General features: G+C 67.0%; 14 protein-coding genes and 1 tRNA gene. 11 read left to right on the top strand and 4 right to left on the bottom strand.

What is annotated here, in order from left to right; genetic code table 11:
• Positions 1–7: 7 nt before the first annotated feature.
• Positions 8–586, bottom strand: coding sequence for a hypothetical protein (locus QW887_RS15455; protein ID WP_315716722.1), 579 nt, complete (start codon positions 584–586; stop codon positions 8–10).
• Positions 587–1,011: 425 nt separating this feature from the next.
• Here QW887_RS15455 and QW887_RS15450 point away from each other — a divergent pair, with 425 nt between their 5' ends.
• Positions 1,012–1,413 carry a hypothetical protein gene (locus tag QW887_RS15450; protein WP_315716723.1) on the top strand — a complete coding sequence of 134 codons (402 nt, stop codon included), beginning with the start codon at positions 1,012–1,014 and terminating at the stop codon, positions 1,411–1,413.
• A gap of 79 nt (positions 1,414–1,492) precedes the next feature.
• Here QW887_RS15450 and QW887_RS15445 read toward each other — a convergent pair whose 3' ends face one another.
• Positions 1,493–2,536 carry a polysaccharide deacetylase family protein gene (locus tag QW887_RS15445; RefSeq protein ID WP_315716724.1) on the bottom strand — a complete coding sequence of 348 codons (1,044 nt, stop codon included), beginning with the start codon at positions 2,534–2,536 and terminating at the stop codon, positions 1,493–1,495.
• A 329-nt stretch (positions 2,537–2,865) separates the two neighbouring features.
• On the opposite strand from QW887_RS15445, the gene QW887_RS15440 reads away from it, so the two are divergent.
• On the top strand, positions 2,866–3,153 hold the full coding sequence (locus QW887_RS15440) for a hypothetical protein (RefSeq protein WP_316169979.1): 288 nt from the start codon (positions 2,866–2,868) through the stop codon (positions 3,151–3,153).
• A 115-nt stretch (positions 3,154–3,268) separates the two neighbouring features.
• Positions 3,269–3,484, top strand: coding sequence for a hypothetical protein (locus QW887_RS15435; protein WP_316173429.1), 216 nt, complete (start codon positions 3,269–3,271; stop codon positions 3,482–3,484).
• A gap of 28 nt (positions 3,485–3,512) precedes the next feature.
• Here the strand turns inward: QW887_RS15435 and QW887_RS15430 are convergent, their stop codons facing one another.
• Entirely contained in the window at positions 3,513–5,195 is a 1,683-nt protein-coding gene (locus tag QW887_RS15430) for an MFS transporter (protein ID WP_316173431.1), read from the bottom strand.
• A gap of 177 nt (positions 5,196–5,372) precedes the next feature.
• On the opposite strand from QW887_RS15430, the gene QW887_RS15425 reads away from it, so the two are divergent.
• The 6 genes from QW887_RS15425 to QW887_RS15400 all read left to right on the top strand — a co-directional run bounded on the left by QW887_RS15425 (position 5,373) and on the right by QW887_RS15400 (position 12,293).
• Positions 5,373–6,743 (top strand): hydrolase, encoded by a 1,371-nt coding sequence (locus tag QW887_RS15425; protein ID WP_316173432.1) that lies wholly within the window; start codon positions 5,373–5,375, stop codon positions 6,741–6,743.
• 201 nt (positions 6,744–6,944) lie between these two features.
• The gene (locus QW887_RS15420; protein WP_316173433.1) at positions 6,945–8,336 is read left to right on the top strand and encodes a cytochrome P450; all 1,392 of its coding nucleotides are present in this window, start codon (positions 6,945–6,947) and stop codon (positions 8,334–8,336) included.
• 69 nt (positions 8,337–8,405) lie between these two features.
• The gene (locus QW887_RS15415; RefSeq protein WP_316166436.1) at positions 8,406–9,815 is read left to right on the top strand and encodes an adenylate/guanylate cyclase domain-containing protein; all 1,410 of its coding nucleotides are present in this window, start codon (positions 8,406–8,408) and stop codon (positions 9,813–9,815) included.
• Positions 9,816–9,941: 126 nt separating this feature from the next.
• Entirely contained in the window at positions 9,942–10,409 is a 468-nt protein-coding gene (locus QW887_RS15410) for a TerB family tellurite resistance protein (RefSeq protein ID WP_315716731.1), read from the top strand.
• Positions 10,410–10,626: 217 nt separating this feature from the next.
• Positions 10,627–11,406: an SDR family oxidoreductase gene (locus tag QW887_RS15405; protein ID WP_315716732.1), complete on the top strand. Its 780-nt coding sequence runs from the start codon at positions 10,627–10,629 to the stop codon at positions 11,404–11,406.
• 80 nt (positions 11,407–11,486) lie between these two features.
• Complete coding sequence (locus tag QW887_RS15400) at positions 11,487–12,293, top strand: glutamine amidotransferase (protein ID WP_315716733.1); 807 nt, start codon at positions 11,487–11,489, stop codon at positions 12,291–12,293.
• Between the two features lie 149 nt (positions 12,294–12,442).
• On the opposite strand, the gene QW887_RS15395 is transcribed toward QW887_RS15400, so the two are convergent.
• Positions 12,443–12,518: transfer RNA gene (locus tag QW887_RS15395), tRNA-Ala, on the bottom strand.
• Between the two features lie 199 nt (positions 12,519–12,717).
• Here QW887_RS15395 and QW887_RS15390 point away from each other — a divergent pair.
• Entirely contained in the window at positions 12,718–13,008 is a 291-nt protein-coding gene (locus tag QW887_RS15390) for a YggT family protein (protein WP_315716734.1), read from the top strand.
• A gap of 17 nt (positions 13,009–13,025) precedes the next feature.
• Positions 13,026–13,364: a DUF167 domain-containing protein gene (locus QW887_RS15385; RefSeq protein ID WP_315716735.1), complete on the top strand. Its 339-nt coding sequence runs from the start codon at positions 13,026–13,028 to the stop codon at positions 13,362–13,364.
• Positions 13,365–13,559 lie beyond the last annotated feature (195 nt).

Genomic DNA, 13,559 nt, shown 5'->3' with positions numbered 1-13,559 from the left:
GGCTGCCTCAGGGCAGCCGCTTCTTCCAGAGGCGGATGACCAGGATGCCGGCCTGGGCGTAGCCCGGCGGCGAACTTTCAGTGCCGAACGGCGTCTTCGAATACAGCGAGCTCGAAACCAGGAAGCCGCCGACATACGGCTCAGGCAGGCCCGACAGCGCCAGGAAGCAGCGGTGCGTGAGCAGGCCGTCCTCCGGCAGATTGCCACGCACCAGCCGGCAATCGCCGATGCCGGTGAATGCGATGCCGTTGAGCTGGCCCTCGGTGTAGGTGCCGAGCAGGGTCGGATCCATCGCCTGGCCGACGCAGACCCGCATCTCGCCGATGCTCTTGTCGCCGGTCTCGGTCATGCGGCCGTCAGCCGGCCGGACCCCGACGGAGTGGATCGAGAGCTGATCCTCCAGCGCCGGCGCGAAGCCGGTCTTGGTCGGCGCGCAGAAATCCGACGGCACGACGCGGCCCTGGCGCACGCTCCGCGCAATGTAGATCTCTTCGACGTTGTCGTCGCCGGACTGCGCCCGGCCCGGCCCGCTGGCGGCCAGCAGCGTCACGGCCGCCAAGAACACTGCAACGATCACCCGGCGCATGCGCGCATCCTTCCCCCGAATCGATCGGTCTCCCTATCGGATTCGGCGAAGCTTCTGAACAGCACCAACGAACAGTACACGTACATACGATCATACCTCAACCCCGGATCTCACCGGCAGCATGGAACACCGCGCCTTGACGGTAATTTGGTAGCAACAGTCGGGTGTGCCGGATCGTGTCGCCCACCGCCCACGTGCTGCCGCCGGTGGATTTCCGGATGGGCTCGTCCAGAACTCCCCTCGTCCTGAGCGGACGTCCCCGCGGCGCCGGAAAGGTTTCGAGAAAGATGGCGCACCGATCCGCAGTGCCGTGTGCCGGCATCCGGCTTCATTCGCGCTTGCCATGCGGAGCGTGACGGGGGTCACATCGGACGGTCGCGCCGGCGCCTAAACCTTCCCGCAGCCAACAAAGGGGAGCTTACTCGATGCGCAAGATGATCCTGATCGGAGCCATGGTGCTCGCATCCGCCACAGTCGCGCAGGCCGAGGGCACACGCAGCCTGTCGCTGTCGTCGAACGACGCCGCCGCGCGGGCGCCGCGTCCGACCTACGTCCAGCAAGCCGGCGAGGTCACCGTCACCCCGGCGCCGGTGCCGGCCGTCGCGGCCGAGGTCCAGCCCGCTGCGCAACCGGTTGCGCCAGCGGCCCCGGCCGCCGCACCGCCGCCGCCGCAGCCCACCGCCGCTGCGGCGCCGGCACCGCAGCCGGGCTCTGTGCAGCAATCATCGCGGCGGTCGAAATCGGCGCGCTCCGACCGGACGCGCCGCAAGAGCTGGACCGAAGCCCGCATCGTCCGCGAGCTGCATCGCCACGGCATCTATTGGTGAGCATCCGCCAATCGGCGACAAACGAAGAAGGCCGGGCGAATGCCCGGCCTTTCGCGCGAGGAGACCCTGCAGCGAGGCATCACTGCGAGATGGTCTGGATCACGCTCGAGATCGGCCGCGCATTGGTCATTGTCGTCGGCAGCTTCGGATCCTGGCCGATCATCGCGTCATATTCCGGCAGCGTGTCGAGCGTGCCCTTCGGCTTCATCGCGACCACCTTGTAGCCGCCGGCCTTGAGCCGCCGCAGCAGGGTCGGCAGCGCCAGCGCAGTGTTCTTCTGGAAGTCGTGCATCAGGATGATGCCCTTGCCCTTCTTGTCGAGCCCGGTCATCACGGTGTTGACGACCTGGTCGGCATCCTTGGAGCGGAAGTCGAAGCTGTCGACGTCGCAGGAGAACATCGCGACATTGCGGCTGCCGAGATAGGCCACGGCAGAGGACCGGTGCTGCAGTTGCGGGAAGCGGAAGAACGGCGCCGGGTTGGTGCCGAGCGCGAACTTGACAGCGCTGAAACCCTTCTCGAGCTCCTCCTTCGCCGTCTCGTCGGTCATCTTCTTGCCGTTCAGATTGGCGTGCGACCAGGTATGAACGCCGACGACGTGACCGGCGGCCAGCACCTGGCGCAGGATCTCCGGATGATAGGTCGCATGCTTGCCGATGGTGAAGAAGATGCCGGTGGTGCATTCGTCGGCCAGCGCCTTCAGCACCGCCGGCGTGTTGACCGGCCACGGGCCGTCGTCGAAGGTCAGCACCACCTCGTGGTCGGCGAGGAAGTCGAACTGCTTGAAATGGTCGAGGCCGAAACCGGGGCCGCCGGTGGTGTCGACCATGACGGTGCGGGAGATGCCGAGCGCGTCCGGATTGGCGCAGGTCGATTTGGGCTGCACGGGCGCCGGCGCGCTTGCCGCCATACGCGTGGAGACGGTACCGGTCGTCTCGACATCGTCCTTCGAGCTGGCCTTGGCGGCGACGCGCGCCGGAGGCGGCGCCGGCTCGGACGGCTTCGCCGCTGCGCTCTGCGCGGCGGCCTTGGCGGCGCTGGGCTTCGATACGTAGTACCAGACACCGGTGATCGCCAACGCCGCGACGACGGTGGCCAGCAGCAAGCCTAACGCATTACGCATGGTTACTCTTCCCGAAAACGCGAGACACTCGATGGCGGACGCAACGCTGTCCGCCTCCTTCAATTAGCTTCCATTAGTGCCAACGATTCCTTAACGCGGTGCCAACACGACCAGGATCGGACAAGATTTCCAGGATGATGCCCGCACCGAAGCGGCCGTTCACCGGAGCGACATGGCGCCGCGGCCATCGGCCTGCCGAAACTGCCGGCCAGGGTTGAGCCGCCGGATCTGGCGTGACCCGCATCACGGTTGCCAACAGGGCATCCCGCCATGATGGACGCATTGAAACACGCGGCCCCGCCAACATGCGGCGCCAATGGGAGCCAGCCATGACGAAGTCCTTCAATCTCCTGCGCAAGGCCGCTCTGGCGGCCGCCAGCGTCGCAGCCGTCTCGACCTTCTCCTCGACGGCAAGCTTCGCCTTCAGCGCCGAGGCGCAGCAGATGTGCACCGGCGACGCGTTCCGCCTGTGCAGCAGCGAGATCCCGAACATCCCGGCGATCACCGCCTGCATGATCAAGAACCGCTCGTCGCTCAGCTCCGGCTGCCGCGTCGTGCTCGACCGCGAGATGTCCAAGCGCAGCGGCAAGGTCGCGGATGCCAACGAGGCCAATTGAGAGCGCTTCCGGCTCCCGCCTGCGCACCCCGGCTGCGACCGAGGCGCTTGCGACGGCCGGTTGCGACCACTAAAAGCGCCGCCAAACGTTCAGTCCCGGGAGCGAGGCGCCAGTCATGAACAAACTCTCTCTGATTATCCCTCTGGTCCTGTTGGCGTCGACGGCCTCAGCCCAGCAGCAGCCCGGCCAGGATGCCTGCGCGCGCGACGTCTCGCGGTATTGCCGCGCGGTGATGAACAACGGCGATCAGGCGGTGCTGGCCTGTCTCAAGGAGCATCGGGCCAAGCTGTCGAAGGCTTGCGAGAAGGTGCTGACCGAGCACGGGCAGTAAGCGCCTGCTCAGTGCAGATGGTCCGGAGCTACGGCCCGCTGCGAGCCGCCGAGGCGACAGCAGGCGCCTGCTCGGCGGTGCGGTCGATGTCGTCCCTGGCCCGGACCGAGCCGAACGGGCGTTCCAGCATGCGGCGGATGCGCACCGGGTCGGTGCCGATGTGGAAGTCGATCGCGCGCTTGTGCAGCTCGCGCTCGGCGCGGGTCGAGCGGTTGCGCTGACGCAGATAGTCGATCCAGGTCGGGCAGTGATAGCGCTCGGTCCATAATTCGGGGTCGGCGATGTCGCGCGCGATCGACCAGCCATAGGCGCCGTTGCGCTGGCGGCTGAGCTGCACGTCCTGCATCAGGTCGTGAAACGCGCGGGCATTGTCTTCAGCGACGCGGTACTCGATCTCGACCACCAGCGGCCCCGAGCGCGGCGTCAGCTCGAGCTGCACCTCCGGATCGGCCAAGGTCTCGCCGTCCTCGTTGCGGGCCCCGATCGGCGGCATCCGCAGCCACAGGCCGAGCAGCGGCGACACCATCATCAGCGCTCCCGACGCGAGCAGCGCGACCTCGACGCCGGCGGCGTCGGTGAGACGCCCCCAACCCCAACTGCCGATCGCGATGCCGCCGGAGATCGCGGCCTGAAATGCCGCCAGTGCGCGGCCCGCGACCCAGCGGGGTGCCGAAAGCTGCACGCCGATGTTGAACAGCGCCACCGCCAGCATCCACACCGCACCGGCGATGACGAGCGCCGCCGCCGTCAGGACCGGCGCGGTGCTGAGCGCGACGGCCGCGGTGGCCGCGCCCAAGGTGAGCGCGCAGGTGCGGATCGCGGCCTCACCAGACAGCCGTTTCCTGATCTCGCCGATGTTGAGCGCGCCGACCACCGCGCCCATGCCGAAGGCGCCGAGCATGATGCCGTAGGTCTGCGCGCCGCCATGCAGCAGGTCGCGCGCGACCAGCGGCATCAGCGCCGAGATCGAGCCGCCGATGATGCCAGTGACCAGCGTGCGGATCAGCACGATCCGGATCGACGGCGAATGGACGATGTAGCGGACGCCGGAGACGATGGCGCGGTTGAGCGGCTCGCGCGGCAGCCGGCTCGGCTCGACCACGCGCCGCCACAGGAACAATGCCGCGAGCAGCGGCAGATACAGCAGCGCATTGGCCGCGAACGCGGCGACCGCGCCGGCGGCCGCGACCACGACGCCGCCGATCGCCGGACCGAAGCTGCGCGCGATGTTGTAGCTGATGCCGTTCAGCGCGACCGCGGCCGGCAGCGTCTCCGGCGGCACCTGCTCGCTGACGGAGGATTGCCAGGCCGGCCCCATCAGCGCCATGCCGCTGCCGATGACGAAGCACAGCGCGAGCAGGCGCTCCGGCGTCACCAGGCCGTACCATGCCAGCACCGTCAACGTGGTGGCGCCGCCGAGCGCCACGGCGAGCGCGACCAGCGCGACGATGCGCCGGTCATACATGTCGGCGATGGCGCCGGCCGGCATCGAGATGAACATCACCGGCAGCATCAAGGCGGTCTGCACCAGCGCAACCTTGTCGGCCGACGACGTCATCTGCGTCATCGCCCAGGCGGCGCCGACCGCCTGGATCAGCAGGCCCAGGTTCGACAGCAGGCTCGCCAGCCAGATGCGGCGGAACACCGCGTGCCGCAGCGGCGCGGCGATGCCTTCGGCGGCGAACAGCTCACGTTTCTGCGGCGCATTCATGCGGGTCCGTCCACGTCGCCAGTTCGCCTTGAAGCTCGCATCGAACTATCGCTTGATTCCAGCTGGACCTATGTGATGCCTGCGAATGTCCGCCGCTGTCCAGTGCTGCCTGCAAAGGCCGGCATCGGGGATCGCGGCCAACGAACACAAATGAATGAGACCAAAGGGAGACCGCCGATGAAGCTGACGCGCCGCAACATTTTGCAGGGAATGGGAACCCTTCCCTTGCTCACCAGCGGTCTGCCCTTACCGGTACGCGCCCAGAGCGCGGCGGCAACGACGGTGGGCGACATCCCTCCGGTCCTGTTCGTGCACGGCAATGGCGACCACGCGGCATTGTGGATGACCACGCTGTGGCGGATGGAATCCAACGGCGTGCCGCGCACGCGTCTCGCTGCGCTCAACTTCACCGACCCGCTGGCGCGCAACGACGACGCCGTGGCGCAGCCGAACCGCTCGTCGACCGACGATCAGCGCCGCGAACTCGCCGAGGCCATCAAGGCACTGAAGGAGCGCACGGGCGCTGCGCGCGTCGCGCTGGTCGGCAGTTCGCGTGGCGGCAATGCGATCCGCAACGTCGTGAAGAACGGCGGCGGCGCCGATGTCAGCCACGCCGTGCTGTGCGGAACGCCCAATCATGGCGTGTTCGACTGGGATGACAGCCCCGGCAGCGAGTTCAACGGCCGCGGCCCGTTCCTGCGCGGACTGAATGCCGGCGACACCGAGGTGACCGAGGGCACCGCCTTCCTGACGCTGCGCAGCGACGGGCTCGACAAATACGCCCAGGCCGACGGCCGCCTGGTCGGCAAGCCCGGCGTGCCGACCGGGATCACGTCCGAAGGGCCGGCGCTGAAGGGCGCAACCAATCTCGTGATCGGCGCGCTCGACCATCGCGAGGTCGCGTTCCACCCGCGCGCGTTCCGCGAGATCTACAAATTCATCGCCGGCCGTGAGCCGACGCAGATCGCGATCCAGCCCGAGCAGCAGGTGCGGCTCAGCGGTCTGGTGACGGGAACGCCGGGCGGCGCGCCGACCAATCGCCCGGTCGCGGGCGCAAGCGTGGAGGTCTATCGCGTCTCGAGCGAGACCGGCGCACGCAATGGCGAGCCTGTCTATCGCGGCCAGACCGGCGCCGACGGGCGCTGGGGTCCCGCGGAGGTCGATCCGACGTCCTATCTCGAGATCGTCCTGACCTCGCCGGGCGCGCCGGTCACGCACTTCTACCGCTCGCCGTTCCCGCGCTCGTCCGACGTCGTGCATCTGCGCGCGGCGCGGCCGCTCGGCCAGGCCGATGCCGGCGCCGGAGCGATTCTCATCATGATCAGGCCGCGCGGCTATTTCGGCCTGCCCCGCGACATCGTGCTGCTCGACGGCAAGGAACCAACCGACGTACAGAAGGGAATACCGACCGATGCGGCAACGACATTGCGGCTGCCTGCGGGCGACGTCGGACGCAGCGTCATCGGACTGTTCAACGAGGAACGCATCACCGCCCGTCTTTGGCCAGCATCGGAGAGCAGGATTGCGGTGATCGAGCTGACTAATTAGTTGCTGGAGTATGATGATACATCATAGCCTCGGAGAGGGCGGAAGCGCGCCCCTCTCGCTTGTGAGCGGGACGACAGAGTTACCTCTGGCAGAAGGCCGTCGTTGCGCGACGGCCCGTTGCGGCCCCGCAACCGAGGCTCGGTTGCTCGCGATGCAGCCGATCGGTGGTTCCAGGCTCGTGACAGCGTCGAGAGGCCGTGAATGAGTACCGCCGACGTCCATTATCTGCCGCAGGCACGATTGCCGCTGATACCGCCGACACCGCCGCGGGCGCCTGACAGCATGGGCGCGCTGCGCCGCGTGCTGATGATGGGCGACAACGCGATCGCGACCTGGAGCCAGCGCGCCTATGAGGACGACATCATTCGCGGCCGCTTCTTCGGCAGCTCCAGCTACATTCTCAATACGCCCGACACGATCAAGCACGTGCTGGTCGACAATTGGGAGAACTACGCCCGCACCGTCGGCGCCATCCGCGTGCTGCGTCCGGTGCTCGGCGAGGGGCTGCTGATCGCGGAAGGCAAGGCGTGGAAGCACCAGCGCCGGACGCTCGCGCCGGCGTTCACGCCACGCGCCGTTTCCGGCCTCATCCCGCACATGGTCGCGGTGAGCGACGAGACCGTCGCCAGGCTGAAGCAGCAATGCGGGCAGGCGCTCGACCTGCGCGAGATCATGCAGCGCATGACGCTCGACATCGCCGGCCGCACGATGTTCTCGTTCGAGATGGGCCGCCATGGTGCCACCCTGCGCGATTTCGTCTACGAGTATGGCGCGCGGCTGGCCAGCCCGCATCTGCTGGACATCGTGCTGCCGCTGTCCTGGCCGACGCCGCGCGACTTCGCGCGCCGGCGGTTCCGCAAGCGCTGGACCGGTTTCGTCGCCATGCTGATGGCCGAGCGCCGCGCCGCCGGCAAGCTGGAGGACGCACCGCCGCGCGACCTGTTCGACCTGATGGGCGCGGCACGCGATCCCGAGACCGGCGCGGCGTTCACCGATGCACAACTCGCCGACGAGGTCGCGACCATGATCCTCGCCGGCCACGAGACCACGGCAACGGCGCTGTTCTGGGCGCTGTATCTGATCGCGCTCGACCCGGCCAATCAGTACAAGCTCGCGCAGGAGGCCCGCGCCGCAACCGATCTCAGCGATCCGGATCAACTGCCGTTCACGCGCGCCGTGCTGGACGAGACATTGCGGCTCTATCCGCCCGCGTTCCTGATCGCGCGCGCAGCCAGCGGCCCCGACCGGATCGCCGCGTTCCAGGTGAGGCGCGGCGACGTCGTGCTGATCTCGCCGTGGCTGCTGCACCGGCACGAGAAGCTGTGGGATGCGCCCAACGCCTTCAAGCCCGAACGATTCATGCCGGGTGCGCCGCCGCCGGAGCGCTTCGCCTATCTGCCGTTCGGAGCGGGCGCGCGGGTCTGCATCGGGGCTCATTTCGCCCTGACCGAGGCGGTGCTGGCGCTGGCACGGCTGGTGGCGGCCTTCGACATCGAAATGCTCGACGCCGCACCCGTGATGCCGGTCGGCGTGGTCACGACCCAGCCGGATCGCTCGCCGCTGTTCAAGCTCACGCCCAGGGCGGGCGTCTGATCCCGGCGGCGGCCGGGCCATCGCTTCGTCTCTTGCTTGTGGGTTTGCTAGGCACCATCTTAGCACGCCATGAGCGACATCCAGGCCCAGCTTTCGGTTCTGAAGCAGACCGCCGATCCGGCCGTTGCGGACGCGATCACACGGTTGATTGAGGCGGGTGAAGATCACGAACTCAACCGTATCAATGCCCTGGAGTTCTCGGCGCGCGCCGGTCTCGATGAAGAACGGGTTATTTCCGGGTTCCTGCATGCTGCACGGATCGGCTTGTTCGATCTGACTTGGAACGTGCTCTGTCCTGGCTGCAGCGGCGTGCTGGATGCGCACGCCACGCTGAAATCTCTCCGCCATGACGATTACCATTGCGGACTATGCGCTTGCGGCTACGAGCCTTCCATCGACGAGCAGGTCGAAGTTGCTTTCACCGTGAGCTCCAAGGTCAGGAGCATCGCCGCTCACGATCCGAACACGCTGCCGCTCTGGGAGTATTACAAGCAGGTCTTCTGGAGTTCCGGGATCGACCTCGACCGGGAGACTTTTGCCTCGCTCAGCGAAGAAGTGACGCTTGATGCGCTCGAGCTGCCAGCCGGTGAAAAAGCCGTGCTCTCGCTGCAGCTCCCATCCGATTTCATCATCATCTTCGAACCGGTGACGCATTCTGCGCATTTCATCGACGTTCAGGGCGAGCCCACCAGGGAACGCCAGCAGCTCGGACTACTATTCAACAGGGCGCATCCTCCGACCGGATCGATCACGTTGCGTCCAGGCCCGCTGCGACTGGCGCTCGACAATCAGGCCGGCGTACGGACGCTGCCGACCGTCTTCGTTGCCGGCGATGCGCTCCACCATCTCCTTGGCAAGCGCCGGCCTTTCCTGACCGCCAAGCGCATATTATCCAACCAGACCTTCCGCGACGTGTTCAAGGCGGACAATCTCAACATCGACCAGCGGCTGAAGATCACCTCGCTGACCTTCCTGTTCACCGACCTCAAGAGCTCGACCGCGCTGTATGAGCGTGTCGGCGATCTCGCGGCCTTCGACCTGGTGCGCGCCCATTTCCGCGCGCTGCTGGAGATCATCAACGCCGAGAAGGGCGCGGTGGTGAAGACGATCGGCGACGCCGTGATGGCGACCTTCGTCAAGCCCGAGCATGCGCTCGCCGCCGGCCTGCGCATGCGCGCGGCGATGCAGCGGCTCAATGCCGAGCGCGGCACCGAGGACCTCGTGGTCAAGATCGGCATCCACGAGGGGCCGTGTCTCGCGGTGATGCTGAACGACCGCCAGGACTATTTCGGCCAGACCGTCAACATCGCCGCCCGCGTGCAGAGCCTGTCGACCGCGCAGGAGATCCATCTCACCGCGCCCGTGATCGAGAGCCCCGGCGTCGCCGACATCCTGCGGGGCGCGAAGATCGCGCCAATTCAGAAGCACGCGGCGCTGCGCGGCATCGCCGACCGCATGATGGTGTACGAAATCCCCTGAGCCTTACCGAAATGTCATGCAGCCCGAAGGTCGCAGCGGATTGCCGGCGCAGCGTGGCATTCGCATATAATGAGCAGTCGCCGGCCGGTTTGCGGTCCACTACGGATCTGACAACGAAAGGACGCCATGCTCGAAGGATTGCGCCAATTCATCGCCGACGTCGTTTCGCCGCACGAGACCCCGGCGTTCGACGACAATGGCTATCAGCTCGCGGCGACGGCGCTGCTGATCCACGTCATCTCGCTGGACGGCGAGCCGAGCGAGATCGAACGGCGCAAGCTGCACGGCCTGATCGAGCTGCGCTTCGGGCTCGACCCCGGCAGCGCCGACCGGCTGATCGCCCAGGCCATGCTGGCGGAGGGCGACGCCGTCGATCTCTATCGCTTCACCAGCGTGATCATGCGCGAGGTCGACGAAGCCGGCCGCCTGCGCATCGTCGAGATGATGTGGGAGCTGGTCTTTGCCGACGGCAAGGTGACGGAGTTCGAGGACAATGTGGTCTGGCGCGCCTCCGAGCTGCTCGGCATCTCCACGCATGACCGCGTCGACCTGAAGCACCGGGTGGCGTCGCGGAAGTCCGGCGCCCCTGCTTGAACCGCCTGGCTCCGGGCGGAACCGACTTCATGCGGAGATGAACAAACTTTAATTTTGTTTCCGAACCCCCCCGTTCATGTAAACCCATGTGAATCTGAGGCTATTGCCGCAATCCCGCGCAAGGCCATGGAGCACGGTGTCTTGCATGTTCCCGTCCCGCTATGCTCTCGTCCGCCGCGATTGGATGATGTGCGGATTGTGATCGAAGAGCAGGATCGTGGGTGAACGTGTCACGCTCGTAACGGGTGCCTCGGCCGGGATCGGCAGCGAGTTGGCGCGCGTATTTGCCGCGAACGGGCACCGGCTCGCATTGACGGCCCGGCGCGAAGACCGGCTCGCGGCGCTGGCCCAGGAGATCGCCGCCAAGGGCGGCCCGGCGCCGCTGGTGATCCCCTGTGACCTCACCTCCGCCGACGCCGGCGCGACCATCGAGGCTGCGCTGTCGGCTGCCGGCCTGGAGCTGGAATATCTCGTCAACAACGCCGGCTTCGGCCTGTTCGGCAAGGCGGTACAGCTCGACCGCACCGAGCAGCTCGACATGATTTCCGTGAACGTTCGCGCCCTGACCGAGCTGTCGCTGCGCTTTTCCGAGCAGCTGATCCGCAACAAGGGCGGCATCCTCAATCTGGGCTCTGTGGCCGGGTTCCTGCCGGGTCCCGGCATGGCCGTCTATTACGCCTCCAAGGCGTATGTGATCTCGTTCACCGAGGCGTTGCGCAAGGAGCTGGCGCCGCATGGCGTCCGGGTCACGGTGCTGTGTCCCGGTCCGGTGCCGTCGGAATTCCAGGACCGCGCCGGCTTCAAGCCGGGCGTGGATTCGGTGATCCTCAACGTCTCGCCCAAGGCGGTGGCGGAAGCCGGCTATCGCGGCCTGATGGCCGACAAGCGCGTGGTGCTGCCCGGGCTCGGCATCAAGATCGTGCCGTTCATGCTGCGCTGGTTCCCGCGCGGCTTCATCCTCGCCGCGGTCGGCCGGCTGCAGCTGAAGCGGACCTGATCGCGCTGGCCCGGCGCTTGCTTTGCAATGTGCGCTCGCTCACGCGCCGTTAACCTTTGCTTAGCTATGATCGCCAGGTGATGCTCAGGCAAGACCCTTCGCTCCATCCGAACGGGCCCCAGGCCGACGTTCGGCAGCTCCATCCCAAGCCGGCCATGGCGGCTGCGCCGCAGCGGCCCGTCCTCATCATCCTGCACCAGGAAACGTCGAGCCCCGGCCGGGTCGGCAATGCGCTGCGCGCCCGCGGCTATCCGCTCGACATCCGCCGGCCGCGGTTCGGCGATCCGCTGCCGGAGACTCTCGATGAGCATGCGGGTGCCGTTATTTTCGGCGGTCCGATGAGCGCGAACGATCCGGACGACTTCGTCCGCCGCGAGATCGACTGGGTCGAGGTGCCGCTGCGGGAGCAGCGTCCGTTTCTCGGGATCTGCCTGGGCGCGCAGATGCTGGCGATCCAGCTCGGCGCCGCGGTTGCGCCGCATCCAGAGGGGCGCGCCGAGATCGGCTATTATCCGATCCGCCCGACCCGGGCCGGGCGCAAGCTGTGCCCGCATTGGCCCGATCACGTCTATCACTGGCACCGCGAGGGCTTCGATCTGCCCGATGGCGCGGAGCTGCTCGCCGAGGGCGGCGACTTTCCGGTGCAGGCCTATCAATACCAGAACGCCACCGGGCTACAGTTCCACCCCGACGTGACCTACGCGATGATGTGCCGCTGGACCACGCGCGGTCATGCCCGGCTGGACACACCCGGCGCCCGTCTGCGCCACCATCATTTCGAGGGCCGCGCCGTGCACGATGCGGCCGAGCGAGCGTGGCTGGCGCAGTTTCTGGATGGCTGGCTTATGCGCGAGCCGGTGGCGGCGATGGCCGAGGCGGCGGAGTAGGACGGGCGTCCTGGTCAGTCGATTGTTGGGAATCTTTGTCATTCAGCCCGCCGTCGCCCTTCGGGCTCTGGCGCGGCAACCTTCGCACGCTTCGCTATTCATTTGCCGAAGCGGCTTGCCGAGCCGAAGCTCGCGACGCGAGCGAAGGTTGGTGGAGCCAGGCGGGATCGAACCGCCGACCTCGTCATTGCGAACGACGCGCTCTCCCAGCTGAGCTATGGCCCCGTAACACGACCGCCTCGATGTTGGGAAAAGGCAGCCGGCAGATCGGGCGCCATTTACAGTGGGTGCCGAGGTCAAGTCAAGAACGGTCACATCGCCCGTTAGCCTTGACGGGCACCTTCCCTTGTTTGCGCCGGGGGGAACCGATATCTACCGGTCGTCACAGGTCGAATTCGCGACCTCGCCCCCCGAGTGGACCCGCATGCGTGCCGTTCTCGACATCGTTCTGATCGTTCTCGACCTCTATGTCTGGCTGCTGATCGCCTCGGCGATTCTGTCGTGGCTGATCGCCTTCAACGTCGTCAACACGCGCAATCAGTTCGTCTCCGCCGTGGCCGAGTTCCTGTACCGAATCACCGAGCCGGTGCTGGCGCCGATCCGGCGCATGCTGCCCAATCTCGGCGGCCTCGACATCTCGCCGATCATCCTGATCCTCATCATCATGCTGATTCAGCGGGTGATCACCTACTACATCTATCCATTCGTGTTCTGACCGCCTCGCCGTTCGCCATGGACCCCTGGCGCGCCGCCGCTGACGGTCTCACCGTCGCGCTGCGTGTGACGCCGCGCGGCGGCCGCGACGCGATCGACGGCGTCGAAACGCTGTCCGACGGCCGCAGCGTGCTCAAGGTCCGCGTCCGGGCCATCGCGGATGGCGGCGAGGCGAATCGCGCGGTGACAGAGCTGCTCGCCAAGGCGATCGGCGTCACCAAGGCCTCGGTGCGAATCACCTCTGGCACCACCTCACGGCTAAAACAGGTCGCCATCGACGGCGATCCGTCCGCGCTCGATCAGGCCTTGCGCGACCTCCTTGCAGCCCATAAGCCGACCCGGAAACAACGAGAATAGACGCAAGAAGCGCGAGCCGAGGCCTTTCGGCTTCGCAAGCGGCGATCTTCACCCTCCCCTGGAGGGGGAGGGTCGCCTCACGGTGAGCGAAGCGAGCGTGAGGCGGGGTGGGGTGATCTCTCCACCGGTACCGGCATCCGTGGCTTCACCCCACCCCGCTCGCCCGCTTCGCGTGCGATAGACCCTCCCCCTCCA

Source organism: Bradyrhizobium sp. SZCCHNRI3052 (assembly GCF_032484895.1).
In the GTDB taxonomy this organism is placed as follows: domain Bacteria; phylum Pseudomonadota; class Alphaproteobacteria; order Rhizobiales; family Xanthobacteraceae; genus Bradyrhizobium.
Note: the sequence above shows the minus strand (reverse complement) of the source record. Positions and strands in the feature narration are given on the sequence as shown.

What these genes read in the sequence shown, in the direction of transcription:
- QW887_RS15385 (WP_315716735.1), top strand. Translation starts at nt 13,026, where the DNA reads ATGGACCCCTGGCGCGCCGCCGCTGACGGTCTCACCGTCGCGCTGCGT.
- QW887_RS15425 (WP_316173432.1), top strand. Translation starts at nt 5,373, where the DNA reads ATGAAGCTGACGCGCCGCAACATTTTGCAGGGAATGGGAACCCTTCCC.
- QW887_RS15430 (WP_316173431.1), bottom strand. Translation starts at nt 5,195, where the DNA reads ATGAATGCGCCGCAGAAACGTGAGCTGTTCGCCGCCGAAGGCATCGCC.
- QW887_RS15410 (WP_315716731.1), top strand. Translation starts at nt 9,942, where the DNA reads ATGCTCGAAGGATTGCGCCAATTCATCGCCGACGTCGTTTCGCCGCAC.
- QW887_RS15445 (WP_315716724.1), bottom strand. Translation starts at nt 2,536, where the DNA reads ATGCGTAATGCGTTAGGCTTGCTGCTGGCCACCGTCGTCGCGGCGTTG.
- QW887_RS15450 (WP_315716723.1), top strand. Translation starts at nt 1,012, where the DNA reads ATGCGCAAGATGATCCTGATCGGAGCCATGGTGCTCGCATCCGCCACA.
- QW887_RS15415 (WP_316166436.1), top strand. Translation starts at nt 8,406, where the DNA reads ATGAGCGACATCCAGGCCCAGCTTTCGGTTCTGAAGCAGACCGCCGAT.
- QW887_RS15440 (WP_316169979.1), top strand. Translation starts at nt 2,866, where the DNA reads ATGACGAAGTCCTTCAATCTCCTGCGCAAGGCCGCTCTGGCGGCCGCC.
- QW887_RS15455 (WP_315716722.1), bottom strand. Translation starts at nt 586, where the DNA reads ATGCGCCGGGTGATCGTTGCAGTGTTCTTGGCGGCCGTGACGCTGCTG.
- QW887_RS15400 (WP_315716733.1), top strand. Translation starts at nt 11,487, where the DNA reads ATGCTCAGGCAAGACCCTTCGCTCCATCCGAACGGGCCCCAGGCCGAC.
- QW887_RS15420 (WP_316173433.1), top strand. Translation starts at nt 6,945, where the DNA reads ATGAGTACCGCCGACGTCCATTATCTGCCGCAGGCACGATTGCCGCTG.
- QW887_RS15435 (WP_316173429.1), top strand. Translation starts at nt 3,269, where the DNA reads ATGAACAAACTCTCTCTGATTATCCCTCTGGTCCTGTTGGCGTCGACG.
- QW887_RS15390 (WP_315716734.1), top strand. Translation starts at nt 12,718, where the DNA reads ATGCGTGCCGTTCTCGACATCGTTCTGATCGTTCTCGACCTCTATGTC.